The sequence below is a fragment of the Pseudoalteromonas sp. P1-16-1b genome (assembly GCF_001401785.1).
In the GTDB taxonomy this organism is placed as follows: Bacteria; Pseudomonadota; Gammaproteobacteria; order Enterobacterales; family Alteromonadaceae; genus Pseudoalteromonas; species Pseudoalteromonas undina.
Genome location: NZ_LKGQ01000020.1, coordinates 57,114 through 70,878 on the forward strand (window position 1 = coordinate 57,114; position 13,765 = coordinate 70,878).

A 13,765-nucleotide genomic window follows, 5' to 3' on the forward strand; every position below is an offset into this window, starting at 1 on the left:
AATGGCAGGGGCGGAGAGATTCGAACTCCCAACCGTCGGTTTTGGAGACCGCTGTTCTACCAATTGGAACTACGCCCCTGCAATGACGATGAATTATAAAGACCTTTTGACAAAGGTAAAGTAAAAATTCAACTTTTTGGTTTGTTTGCTTTTTAAATAAGCAAAACGGCGAATTAGCATGCTAATTTATGGTTTTTCACTTTTTAACAACTAGTATATTATTCAATCTCAATTGCTTGTAGCGTCTTAGCTCACTCAGAATAAAACTAAAGCAGTTATGATTTCAAACTTGCCATTGCGTAATTGCCTGTAGACACTTAAGTTTTATTTACTTTTAACTTTTTCAGCTCCTCTGTAATACTCAAAAGTGTTAGTGGCTTAGGCAAAACCGCATTCGCGCCACACGCAATTAAGCGTTCAGCTTCACTGCCAACTGTGGCGCCTGTTACGCCAATAATGGGATTAGCAAAGCCTTGCTCACGAAGTTTGGCAGTTAGCTCATAGCCATCACAATTTGGCATCATGATATCCGTGATGACTAAATCAAAATCGCCTGAGCTTGCCTGATTTAAACCAATAATACCATCCTCTGCTTCAGTCACTATCGCGCCATTTTGGGTAAGGATCTTACTGGCTATCATACGCAGCATAGGTGTATCTTCGACTAGCAGTATTTTTAGGTTTTGCAGTAATTCGAAATCATCCACTTTTATTGAGGCTGCATCATGCTCATCAACACTATGCAAAACAAAGACGAACTCAAAATTAGCGCCACCGTTTTCGCTACTAATATAACTTAAATCTCCATCCTCCAAAGTGTTAGCTATTTGCTTGCAGATATTAAGCCCCAGCCCAGTACCTTCACTCAATGTATCGCCACGTTCAAATGCATTAAACATCTTATCTCGAAATTTAACATCAATACCTTTACCATCATCAATAACATTAATACGATAATGGGTTTTATCATGGCTTAAGGATTCGGCTGATTTCATTACAGTAACTGTGCTGCCACCACTATGTAATATCGCATTCTTAATTAAGTTCTGAATAATTTGGAAGATAGCTTTAGTGGAGCCTATATGATGCTCTGTAACTGCTTTTTTTGCTGAGAAGTTAATAGTAAAATTATACTTTTCGGCTAAAGGCTTTACTCCTTCGATCGCCCGTTCAACGGTATCATGAACCGATATAGTTTCATTATTCTTGTACACAGCTAAGGTAGCACTACTAGAGGACGTCTTCATATCATCCAACACACATAGTAAGTGGCTGGATAACCGCTGCAACTCTAAAATATTTTTCGAACAGTTTTGCTCAAGCTCAATATCTATTAGCATTTTTATGGTTGCAGCGGGTGTTCGCAACTCATGCCCAATGACTCCATATATTCGTTCATTTGTATCTAATTGCAATTGAGTTTTATCGACTAATGCTTGATAACTACTAAGAAGGTAATAAATTAAGATGGAAAGAACGATAGTGCTAAACACAACGCGTACCACAATCGCCGTGGTTTGGGGCTCACCATTGGCAAGTAACATTAATGGCGTAATATTTAAGATACACATGCAGATAATACGCGTTTGACCCTTTAGGACGAGCACTAACACCACCACAAACAGCGGAGCTAAACTAGCTGGGACAACACCATTTACCAAAATAATAAAGGGAAAAGCCAAGGTAATCAAAATAGCCAATAGAGTTAACAAGCGTTGTCGAATTTTTTTAAAGGTAATAGCGCTTAATGCACATAACTCCCACACAGCAATTATCATTAATGACACTGTTTTATTCGGCAACTCAAGTATAAATAAGCTAGCTGCAGTTAACAATCCACCCACACACAACAACCAAAGGATGAAAAGTTGCATTTGCTCTTCGAACCTATTTACCGCTGACTCATCAGTTCTCACAAAACCCCTCATTACCCTATATCAAATTGCGACCTAATAAGAACCTATCAAAGGTTTAGGATGGTATTTAACAATCCCCCTCCTCCAATAAAAACGCTTTTACTCTTCCCCTGTATTAATACATTTTTTTTATTAATTTTTAGCTAGTTGCAACGGGAGAGCTTAAACTGCAAATAGGGACAAAATTATATTCTCATACCTGAGTTGTTTGATTTTATTTATAGTATAGAACTGTTTTTTAATTTAGCAGCTCTTTTTACAATGTCTATAACCGCAGTTTACTGAGCTTATTTAATGCTATGAAAGTTTAAATTGTTATTTTTACGCTGCTACAAGCGTGACTTTTTTGATAAGGTTTTGCTTAGAGGTGTTTAGCTGGGTGTTTTTGTGGTTGGATGGTGATTAAAAAGTTGAGCTCAATAAGAAAAAAGCAAGCCATTAAATTAATGGCTTGCAGCATACAATTATTCCCACTCGATAGTTGCAGGTGGTTTACCTGAAATATCATAAACAACACGTGAGATACCGTCGATTTCATTAATGATACGGTTTGAAACCACACCTAAGAACTCATACGGTAAATGTGACCAACGCGCAGTCATAAAGTCGATGGTTTCTACACAACGAAGTGAAACAACCCAATCATACTTACGTGCATCACCCATAACCCCTACCGACTTAACCGGTAAGAATACAGTAAACGCTTGGCTTACTTTATGGTAAAGCTCTGCTTTGTGAAGCTCTTCAATGAAAATAGCATCAGCGCGGCGAAGTAAATCACAGTACTCTTTTTTGATTTCGCCAAGTACACGCACACCTAAACCTGGCCCTGGGAATGGGTGGCGGTAAAGCATGTCGTACGGTAAACCTAGCTCTAAACCAATTTTACGTACTTCATCCTTAAATAACTCACGTAATGGCTCTACTAAGCCCATTTGCATATCATCTGGTAAGCCGCCCACATTATGGTGCGATTTAATTACGTGTGCTTTACCAGTCGCTGAAGCTGCTGATTCGATTACGTCAGGGTAAATTGTACCTTGGCCTAACCATTTTGCGTTTTTAAGCTTTTTAGCTTGCTCATCAAATACGTTAATAAACGTATGGCCAATGGCTTTACGCTTATCTTCTGGGTCTGATTTACCTGCTAAGTCATTTAAAAATTGATCTTCGGCATCTACTTTAACAATGTTTAAGCCAAACTTATTGCCAAACATATCCATAACTTGCTGGCCTTCGTTTAAACGAAGTAGCCCGTTATCAACAAATACACAGGTTAATCGTTCACCAATAGCACGGTGAATAAGCATAGCTACAACCGATGAATCTACACCGCCTGATAAGCCTAAAATAACTTCGTCGTCGCCTACTGTTTCTTTGATACGCTCAATGGCGTCATCAATGATTTTTGCCGGCGTCCATAATTTTTCACAACCACAAATATCAATAGCAAAACGCTCTAGTAAACGTTGACCTTGATGTGTGTGTGTTACTTCTGGGTGAAATTGTACGCCGTAAAAGCGCTTTTCTTCGTTAGACATTGCCGCATGTGGACAAGTAGATGTTTTGGCTGTGGTATTAAAAGTATCTGGAATTTCCATTACTTTATCACCGTGGCTCATCCACACATCTAGTACACCATTACCGCCATCAGTAATATGATCTTCAATGGCATCAAATAATGCACAGTTACCCACTTTTTCAACTTGTGCGTAACCAAATTCTTTTTTATCTGAGCTGTGTACACGGCCGCCAAGCTGCGTTGCCATAGTTTGCATACCGTAACAAATACCCAATACTGGTACACCAGCATCAAATACATACTCAGGAGCACGCGGGCTGTTTTCAAGCGTAGTTGATTCTGGGCCACCAGAAAGGATAATACCTTGTGGGTTAAACTCGCGAATTTGCTCTTCGGTTACATCCCAAGCCCAAAGCTCACAATAAACACCAATTTCGCGTACGCGACGGGCGATTAACTGCGTGTATTGTGAACCAAAATCTAAAATGAGGATTCGTGAATCGTGAATGTCTTTGCTCATGAAGTATCTCGTAAAGTCAGGTGCTAAACGCCACCAGCTTAAGCTGTGTGACTATATTAGGGCTAACAAAGGTTAGCCCACTTATTTCATGTTGTTAAGGCTGATTAGCCTAAACGGTAGTTCGGTGCTTCTTTAGTGATTTGCACATCATGAACATGCGACTCACCCATACCAGCAGAAGTTACACGTACAAACTGTGGTTTAGTGTTTAACTCTTCAATTGTGGCACAACCGGTTAAGCCCATTGCACTGCGAAGACCACCCACTTGTTGATGAATAATTGTCGCAATTGGCCCTTTATAAGCAACACGACCTTCAATACCTTCAGGTACTAACTTGTCAGCTTGGTTTGATTTTTGGAAGTAGCGATCTGATGACCCTTCTTTTTGATCCATCGCTCCTAGGCTACCCATACCACGGTAAGACTTGTAGTAGCGACCTTGATAAAGTTCAACTTCACCTGGTGCTTCTTCAGTACCCGCAAGCATAGAGCCAACCATTACACACGATGCACCCGCAACCAATGCTTTTACAATATCACCAGAAAAACGAATACCGCCATCGGCAATCACTGGAATATCGCGACCTTTAAGGCCTTCAACCGCATCTGAAATGGCTGTTATTTGTGGTACACCACAACCAGTAACAATACGTGTAGTACAAATAGAGCCTGGGCCGATACCTACTTTAACAGCATCAACACCGGCATCTGCAAGGGCAATAGCACCTTCGGCAGTTGCCACGTTACCCGCAACAATTTGTAAATCAGGGTAAGCTTGACGAGTCGCTGCAACACGGTCAATAACACCTTGTGAGTGGCCATGAGAAGTATCGATTAGTAGTACATCAACACCGGCTTCAACTAATGCAGCAATACGCTCATCAGTACCTGCGCCAACACCTACAGCAGCACCTACACGTAAACGACCTTGCTCGTCTTTACACGCGTCTGGTTTGTCTTGTGCTTTTTGGTAATCTTTTACGGTGATCATGCCTTTAAGTTTAAACGCATCATCAACCACAAGAATCTTCTCAATGCGGTGTTCGTGCATTAAGCTTAAGATATCTTCGCGAGCAGTTCCCTCTTTAACCGTTACTAGGTTTTCTTTTTTCGTCATCACTGTTGAAACCGGCTGTTCAAGCTTAGTTTCAAAGCGCATATCACGACTAGTTACAATACCTACAAGGTTATTTTCGCTATCGGTGACCGGAAAACCTGAGAATCCCTTTTCCTGAGACAATTCAACAGCATCTGCAATAGTCAGATCGGCAGTAACTGTAACAGGGTATGAAACAATACCTGCTTCATAGGTTTTAACTTTACGAACATTTTTCGCTTGTTCTGCAATGGTCATGTTTTTATGAATAAAACCAAGACCACCTTCCTGCGCGAGGGCAATAGCTAAACGAGCTTCAGTAACAGTATCCATAGATGCTGAAATGAGCGGCAAGTTAAGTTTGATACCACGCGTTAAGCGAGTTGAAATATTTGCCGTATGTGGCAAAACAGTAGAATGACCAGGTACTAAAAGTACGTCATCAAAGGTAAGAGCTTCTTTAGCGATTCTAAGCATTTTGGCAACTTCTCACATGTGGATCTAAGATAAGGAATTGCGGCCAAATTTTAACAGCGTTGTAGGCACTAGTAAATAATATTTTGTATTTATTTATGATAAGCTAGATTTATAAATGTTTTTTGGTAGTTTTTATGTTTTCTAAGCCCTCGCAAACGGTTTATACCGTATCTCGCCTTAATCGTGAAATACGTGCCTTACTTGAACAAGGTTTTGCGTCTTTAATACTCACAGGTGAAATTTCTAACTTTATTGCGCCTGCTTCTGGGCATTGGTATTTTTCGTTAAAAGACGATAAAGCGCAAATTAAAGCCGCCATGTGGCGAGGCAATAATCGCAACCAAAGTTACCGACCAATTAACGGCGCACAAGTAACCGTTAAAGCACGTGTATCGTTGTACGAACCCCGTGGTGACTACCAGCTTATTGTTGAACATATGGAGCCTGCCGGCGAAGGGCAACTTAAGCAAGAGTTTGACGCGCTAAAAATGCGTTTGGCTGCAGAGGGCTTATTTAGCTCCGCTTATAAAAAACCCCTACCCCAAAACATAAATCGCATAGGGGTGATCACCTCACCTACAGGCGCCGCAATTAAAGATATTTTAACAGTACTAAAACGTCGTGCGCCGCAATTAGAAGTCGTTATTTACCCTGCGATGGTGCAAGGCAAAGAAGCGCATGGCCATTTGATAAAGCAAATAGAGCTGGCAAATTTACGTAATGAGGTCGATGTTATCATACTCGGGCGCGGCGGTGGTTCATTAGAGGATTTATGGTGCTTTAACCATGAACACCTTGCTCGTGCTATTTATCAAAGCGCACTACCCATTGTGAGCGCTGTTGGCCATGAAATAGACACCACAATTAGCGATTATGTCGCTGATGTACGCGCAGCAACCCCTTCTGCAGCCGCAGAGCTCGTAAGCCCCAATACACAAGAGCTGCATAATAGGGTTAATCAGTTAATTAATCGTTTAGCGAATGCATTTAAACACGACATTGCCGATAAACGCGCACTAGCCATACAGTTGCAGCATCGCTTAAATTTATGCCACCCGCGCAATCAGCTAAACCAAAAATCACAACGCTTAGATGAATTGAGTATTGCACTACAACAGGCAATGCGTCAGCGTTTATACCAGCAAGAACGCGTGTTAGCTAATTTAACACCCAGACTAATGCGCCAATCACCAGATAAAAAGCTCGCACAAGCAAGCCATCTGTTAGCCCAGCTACATGCAAGGTTACACCAAGCTATGCAGCAGCAACTACAACACGCAAATAATAATCTTGCCTTACAAGCAAGTCGGCTTGATTCGGTCAGCCCACTTAATGTATTGGCGCGCGGTTACAGCATAACGAAAACGGCGCAAAATAAAGTGGTTAAATCAGTGGAAGATGTAAAAGTGGGTGATGTGTTGATCACTGAGTTAGTAGATGGCCAGGTTATTTCAAAGGTAGAAGCTTAGCCATATTGCTAAGCGCTAGCCTTGCGTACTAACAGTAAACTCAATACGGGCATCGTTAGATTGAGATGCACTGAGTTTAAATTGCTGCCACCAAGGTTCAAGATGAAGCTTATCGTTTAGCTCGCGCCATAATTTAGCTCCATAATTAACGGCATGTTGGTTAATGGTAAGCTCAAACTTACAAATTGTTTGCTTACACTTTAGCGCTGTAAGCTCAGCGCTATCTGCAAACTCATTAATAATTAAAAAGTCAGTTAACGCGACTTCAAGCTCGTAACTCCATTCGAGATTATCAGCCTCTTGTTCAAACTGTATTGCGAGCTCATCATCAAGCTCTACACTTTCTGATTGATTTAACTTTAACTGTTGTTGAGACTGCTTAAGCTGGATTGATTTTTTTTCAAGCCGCTGATTAAGCTCAACCACATGTTGTGCTAGCTGAGTTTGTTGATCAGCCACTTGGGCTTTATTAACCTGCACTAGGCCTTGCAAAGTAGTTGGCTGGTTATTGACTTGAGTGTTAGCCGAAGAGATTACAGCTTGTTTGGGCGCTGAGGAAACACGAGTGGAATCTTTAAAAAACAAAAAGTAACCACTTGCTAACGCCACGCCTGAAGAAAAACAGAGCAGCATAGCCACAAGGTTACTTTTATATATCATTTCTAGGTACTCAAAAATTAAAGCATTGCACTGGTGTGCGATTCGTTTTCTGGCTCGGGGTATTCTAAAAAGTTTTGGTTCATACTTTCTGCCGGGCACTCACAATCAGGACGACCAATAATTTTTGCAGGTACGCCAACAGCAGTTGTGTGAGGTGGTACAGGGCTTAATACCACTGAACCTGCGCCAATACGTGCGCCCTCGCCCACTTCAATATTACCCAACACTTTAGCACCCGCACCAATAAGTACGCCCGCTCTAATTTTAGGATGGCGATCGCCTTGCTCGTTACCCGTACCACCTAATGTAACCGATTGTAATATAGATACGTTATCTTCAATTACGGCGGTTTCACCAATAACAATACCAGTGGCATGGTCAAACATGATGCCTTGGCCTACTTTACAGGCAGGGTGAATATCAACCCCAAACACCTCTGAGGTACGGCTTTGAATAAAGCGTGCAAGCTCTTTACGGTTTTGTTGCCATAAGCAGTTAGCTAAGCGATGCGCTTGTATCGCATGAAACCCTTTTAAATTTAAAATCACAGTAAGGTAGGTTTCGGCTGCAGGGTCACGATCTTTTACTGCTTTAATATCATGAGCAACATGTGTCAGCATGCGGTCACACTTTACAAAAGCTTGGTCAAATAACTCACGGATTGTAAAAGCAGAAACCACAGCATCAGCTAGTTTATTAGCAACAATAAAACTCAATGCCGACCCTAAGCACTCATGATTTAAAATACACGAATACACATGGCTCGCTAAAAGGGGTTCACGAGTTACTACTTCATTTGCTTCACTACGAAGCTGTTGCCAAATTTCATGACGCATAATAATGCCTTAAGTTAGTACAAAGAGCCTACCGCCAATTCTAACGGATTTAGCCGCCTAGGTGTTAATCCCTTCGTTATTTGTTCTAGTTATTAGATATAACTAGGGTTTAGATTACTTTTTCAAAGCCATACTATATGACAGCTAGGCAGGTTTAACCATTTGTGCAAAAATAAAATAAGTTAATAAAAATCAGTAAATAACAACATATGACAGCACGTGTGTCATGTGCCAAAATAGCCACTGGCGTACTGCTGACGGCGTAAAAAATAATAACAAACGCTAAATTAGCATCATCAACTCAACAAGGATAACGATGATGAAAAACGACATATTAAATACAAAAAAATTAGGCTATAAATTTTACTTTCAAGATGGCGATAACCAAATAGCCTGTTTTGGAAGCTACTTTACAGGTAAAGAAGAAGTCTATATTAACGATGACTTAGTTAGCAGTAGACGCAGTGTTAATATAAAAAGCTCACACACATTTGATTTTGAAAACTCGCAGTACCAAGTGAAGTTTGACATGCTCAATATACTGACAGGGCGACTTGAATGCACTCTTTACAAAGATCAAGAAGTGCTTGCTAAGCAAGTTCAAAGTAGTCTTCCTAGCGATCCTAAAAAAGCGGCTTTATTTATTCTAGGCTGTGCATTAGGTGGTGCAGTATTTGGCTATACCACTGCAGCAGTAATGGAACTATTTGTAGGGAAACTTTAACATGCAATTAAACCCTACAACGGTAAAGTCGCTCAGGCACACATTCGATTGGACACAACAACAGCTTGCCGATGCCTGCGATGTAAGCTTACGAACCATTCAACGAGTAGAAAAAGAAGGTGCAGCCTCAAAAGAAACCACCATGGCCTTATGTGCGGTATTTGAAGTACGCCAAGGTGAGCTTATTAAGCTTGATGAAAACAACCAAAATGATGCCAATAACAGTCCATCTAAAAGTTTTATTGCAGGTTTGATTATTAGCTCTGTTATTAGTTTTGCTCTTGGTGCAGCCTCAGTACTTTTAGTAAGTAACTAGTATTTAAAACCTAAAATATAAAAATGCCCCAATGCTTACGGCACAGGGGCATTTTTTAATACTTAAAAACTTAAATTATTGAAATACTTTATCCACCTTTACTACTTCAATATTTTTTGCAGGAATTGCCAGTTTATAATCAGCAATTACCTTATCTTCAGCCACTAACTCGGCAGGCTTATCGGTGTTATACACCATAGGCGAGGTTTGCATAGTTGCTAAACGTTTTTGCATATCTTCACCATCACCGGTAACAAACACATAGTGAATATTCTCGGTTTGTAGATTGTCTTTAATCACTCGATTTACATCGTCAACAGTCAATGTTTTAAGCTTGTTTGTTACGTAGTTTACAAAACTATCGGTGTTATAAAACTCGCTATCTAGCGCATAACCTAACTGGCGATTTTGACTAGCAACCATTTGTGGCACAAAGTTAATTAAAAAGTTACGTGTAGCTTCAAAATCTGCCTCAGTCATACCATTTTTAATTAGCTTATCTAGCTCAAATAATGCGGTACGGGTTGCAAAATGCGCATCGTTGTTTGAGCGCAGTGGACGCAGCCACACTTGGAATATTTGCTCAGAGCGCCCTAAGTTTGCATCCGGTTTAGTTTGAAACATACCTCTAGGGAAGTATTCAATGTAGGCGTAATCACCATAGTTCATACCACGCGTTTGACGAATACGTTCGTACAAGTAACTGTTAGAACTACGATGCTCACCAAAGTACGAGCGCACTAACCACAGGGCGGTCCAGTCTTCGCTGCTACGAATGGTATCAATAGGAAAGCCAAACGATACAGCTGTTGATTGCGCTGACTTTTCAACAATCGTTGCATGATGACCTTTAAGCTCTGGCGCATCAGGGATTGTTAAGCGGCTTTGCTCACCTTTAGGGAGCGTCGCTAAGTCAGTTAACATCTGTGCTTTGAGTTTTTCAGGGACTGCACCAATTAAACCCACAGTAAGTTTAGCTTGTGTAAGTTCAGCATTATAAAACGCTTTAACATCATCAAGGGTCAGCGCTTCTAAATCTGATAAGTCACCGTAGTTATAGCTTTCATAAGGGTGCCCCTTATAAAGCACACTGTAGAGCACTTCTTTACCCAACTCTTCATCATTAGAAGCTTTTAAGCCCGATTTAATGCCATCGATCATTTCTTTTTTCAGACGTTTTAAGTCATCTTCTCTAAAGCCTGGGTTTAGAAGCTGCTCACTCACTAAAGCATACCACTGGGCTGCATTATCTTTATGGATACGCCCTTGGAACGACAGCATTTCTTTATCTATTTGATAACCAAAACTACCCGCAAGCGGGTACATTGCTTTTTTGATTTCTTTGTAACTCATTGACGTTGAGCCACCTTGCGCTAGCATTGCGGCAGTTAAAGCCGCCACGCCTTTTTTACCCTGCGGATCGGCAGCCGCACCGGTATTAAATAATAAGTTAATATCGATTAACGGCGAGCTATTAGTTTTATCCAGCACTTTAAAGATAGGCTTACTCGGTGCTTGCTGATACTTAGCTACCAAGGCATCTAAGTCGCTTTCTTGTTCAAAACCAGGGGCTTTATCAAGTGCCGACATAGTAACTGTGGTGCGGGCATTATCAACAAAATACTTATTTGCAACGGCTCTAATATCTTCGCTAGTGATATTGTCTGCCGATTTATACAACTGATTAATCACCTCAGGATCGCGCTCAAAATGCATATAGCTGGCAAGTGTAGAGGCAATCGACTGCGATGAATCTAAACCATTTATAAAACTGTATTTAAGGTTAGACTTTAAATCGCTGAGTTTTTGGCTATCCACCAACTCAGTACGCGCTTTGGCATACGTACGGTTAATGGCATCACGCACTGTGGCTAAATCATCGGCATTTTCAACTTTTACAAATACATGCAGTAACCCTGGATCTTTTGTCTCTGGGTTATAGGTAAACATTTGACTCGCAATTTGCTTTTCTACTACCAGCTCTTGGTAAATATCTGAATTGCTAGAAAAATAAAGCTGCGAGAGTAAATCTAATGCGGCTCTGTCTTTTTTCTGTGGCTCCCATGCGGCCCCTTTATACGACACAAGTAACCAATGGCCAGGTAATCCCTCGTTTTGCTCATGCACATATTTTAGCGCTTGCTGAGTTGGCTCTTTAGGAATATCAGCAACATAGTCGCCTTTTTGCCAGTTACCCCAGTGTTTTTTAACCATCGCCATGGTCTCTTTTGGATCAACATCACCAACAATCACAAGCGATACATATTCAGGCTTATAAAACTTATCAAAAAATTCTTTACCGTAGGCCATTTGATCTGGCATAGCTTCAATGTCTTCAAAAAAGCCCATTGTAGTGTGTTTATAGGTATGTTTTTCGAACGCTTCTTGGCGTACCGCACTTAATAATTTACGAATTGGACTGGCGTTATTTTTTAAGTACTCGCCTTTAACCGTTAGCGCTTCCGTTCTAAATTGTTCTTCGGTGTAGCTTAGGTTTTGAAAAATATCAGCTTCAATCTCAAGTACTTTATCAAGATGCTGCTTTGAAAAATTTAAGTGGTAGTTAGTGTAATCGTTAGTTGTATAGGCGCGGTTATCAACCCCTGAATTTTTTAAAATATCTGAATACACATCTTGCGGAAACTTTTCAGAGCCTTTAAACATCATATGTTCAAAAAAGTGAGCAAAACCAGTTTTACCTGCTTCCACTTCATTACGCGAGCCAACAGATACAGGTATTTGTAGCGATACTACATCTGGGTAATCGGTTTTAACTACCATCACACGTAGGCCGTTATCTAGCTCTTCTATTAGGTAATCTTGTGAAAAAACACGCTCATCTGCTTTATTAACTTGTTCTTGTTGGGCTGCTGTTTGCGTGTTTTGACTTTGCTGCATAGCACAACCTGTTAAGGCCAGCGATACCGCTAGGCTAGTTGCCAATAATTTAAATTTCATTGTTATCCCTTTTTAAATTGAGCAATTTTAAAACATTTACCAAACTAAGTATGCCGTAAAGTAATTAAATATAAGAGCCCTAAGCCTATTAATTATGTAAACAACTGTGTCAGTTATTTACTCTTTTCAGATTTAACTATGAAAATAATTCACGTTAGTTGAGAAACTTTCAATAAATAAATCTATCTAGACGTCTAAATGGCTGCTATATTAAATCCATCATCACAAATTAAGCTGGAATGAGGATTATGGCTTTATCACTTCAAGAAAAAATACAGGACACCAACCAAGGTGTTTACCTAATTGGCACAACACCGCCAAAAATTGGGACTGATAAAGCGCAATTAAAAGTCATTGCCGAAAAGTTATTAGGCCGTTTACACGAAATTGAATATGACGGTGTGATTATTTATGACATTCAAGATGAAAGCAGTCGTACAGAGCAAGCGCGTCCATTTGCATTTAAGCAAACAGTTGATCCGCGCGAGTACAGTCAACTTTTACGAGGCTTATCTGATCTTGATGTAATTACTTATAAAAGTGTAGCTCAGCGCGGTGTGAGTGAGTTTAAAGCGTGGTTAGATGAAACTAAAAATGACTACGATTTAAAAAACGTGGTGTTAGTGGGCAGCCCATCATCAGCCGGTGATATAAAGCTGAGCTTACCGAATGCCTACAAAACTCTGGCAGAGCAGTCTGAAGACTTCTTTTTAGGTGGCGTAACCATTGCTGAACGCCATGCCAATAAGCGCAACGAGCACCAACGCTTAATAGAAAAAACAGCACAAGGGTGCCAGTTTTTTATCTCTCAAGCCGTTTACAACGCACAAGCAACCATAGATTTAATAACCAGTTATGCGCGCACATGCAAAGCACAAGGCCTGACACCTAATCGGATTATATTAACCTTTACGCCTTGTGGTGGTGAAAAAACCTTAGAGTTTATGCAGTGGCTAGGTATCTCAGTGCCAGAGGCAACTAAATGGCGCATGCTTGATTCGGAAAATACATTAAGCGAATCGGTGCGTATTTGTCGCGAAAACCTCGACTCGATTTTAAAAAGCTGTGCGCACTTAGGTGTGCCGCTGGGTTTAAATATTGAAAGCTTAACCAACCGTAAAGAAGAAATAGACGCATCAATTAACTTATACCGTTTATTAAAAGCAACAATGGAACTCAACCTTGCGGAGAAACTAATAGCTTAATTGCGGGGTTCGGGGTTCGGGGTTCGGGGTTCGGGGTTCGGGGTTCGGGGTTCGGGGTTCGGGGT

At 40.7% G+C, this 13,765-nt stretch carries 10 protein-coding genes and 1 tRNA gene; 4 read left to right on the plus strand and 7 right to left on the minus strand.

Translation table 11 applies throughout. The annotated features are described in order from the left end of the window. Nucleotides 1-2 precede the first annotated feature (2 nt). From AN392_RS14075 to guaB, 4 genes are all read right to left on the minus strand, one after another. Nucleotides 3-79: transfer RNA gene (locus AN392_RS14075), tRNA-Trp, on the minus strand. 238 nt (nt 80-317) lie between these two features. Then, nucleotides 318-1,916, minus strand: coding sequence for a response regulator (locus AN392_RS14080; protein WP_235575596.1), 1,599 nt, complete (start codon nt 1,914-1,916; stop codon nt 318-320). A gap of 464 nt (nt 1,917-2,380) precedes the next feature. Further along, nucleotides 2,381-3,958 (minus strand): glutamine-hydrolyzing GMP synthase, encoded by a 1,578-nt coding sequence (gene guaA / locus AN392_RS14085; RefSeq protein ID WP_055013073.1) that lies wholly within the window; start codon nt 3,956-3,958, stop codon nt 2,381-2,383. A 104-nt stretch (nt 3,959-4,062) separates the two neighbouring features. Then, on the minus strand, nt 4,063-5,532 hold the full coding sequence (guaB, locus tag AN392_RS14090) for an IMP dehydrogenase (RefSeq protein WP_008110278.1): 1,470 nt from the start codon (nt 5,530-5,532) through the stop codon (nt 4,063-4,065). Nucleotides 5,533-5,666: 134 nt separating this feature from the next. On the opposite strand from guaB, the gene xseA reads away from it, so the two are divergent. Beyond that, the gene (gene xseA / locus AN392_RS14095) at nt 5,667-7,001 is read left to right on the plus strand and encodes an exodeoxyribonuclease VII large subunit (protein WP_055013074.1); all 1,335 of its coding nucleotides are present in this window, start codon (nt 5,667-5,669) and stop codon (nt 6,999-7,001) included. Nucleotides 7,002-7,016: 15 nt separating this feature from the next. Here the strand turns inward: xseA and AN392_RS14100 are convergent, their stop codons facing one another. Then, nucleotides 7,017-7,661: a hypothetical protein gene (locus AN392_RS14100; protein ID WP_054201815.1), complete on the minus strand. Its 645-nt coding sequence runs from the start codon at nt 7,659-7,661 to the stop codon at nt 7,017-7,019. Between the two features lie 17 nt (nt 7,662-7,678). Beyond that, entirely contained in the window at nt 7,679-8,497 is an 819-nt protein-coding gene (gene cysE, locus AN392_RS14105) for a serine O-acetyltransferase (RefSeq protein WP_010387694.1), read from the minus strand. Between the two features lie 316 nt (nt 8,498-8,813). Between cysE and AN392_RS14110 the strand changes: the two genes are divergently transcribed. Continuing rightward, nucleotides 8,814-9,221 carry a hypothetical protein gene (locus AN392_RS14110; protein WP_055013075.1) on the plus strand — a complete coding sequence of 136 codons (408 nt, stop codon included), beginning with the start codon at nt 8,814-8,816 and terminating at the stop codon, nt 9,219-9,221. 1 nt (nt 9,222) lies between these two features. After that, a complete protein-coding gene (locus tag AN392_RS14115; RefSeq protein WP_013465706.1) occupies nt 9,223-9,537 on the plus strand; it encodes a helix-turn-helix transcriptional regulator in 315 nt (104 codons plus the stop codon). Between the two features lie 75 nt (nt 9,538-9,612). Here AN392_RS14115 and AN392_RS14120 read toward each other — a convergent pair whose 3' ends face one another. After that, nucleotides 9,613-12,495 carry a pitrilysin family protein gene (locus tag AN392_RS14120; RefSeq protein WP_055013076.1) on the minus strand — a complete coding sequence of 961 codons (2,883 nt, stop codon included), beginning with the start codon at nt 12,493-12,495 and terminating at the stop codon, nt 9,613-9,615. Between the two features lie 248 nt (nt 12,496-12,743). Here AN392_RS14120 and AN392_RS14125 point away from each other — a divergent pair, with 248 nt between their 5' ends. Further along, complete coding sequence (locus AN392_RS14125) at nt 12,744-13,700, plus strand: methylenetetrahydrofolate reductase (RefSeq protein ID WP_008110265.1); 957 nt, start codon at nt 12,744-12,746, stop codon at nt 13,698-13,700. Nucleotides 13,701-13,765: the final 65 nt, after the last annotated feature.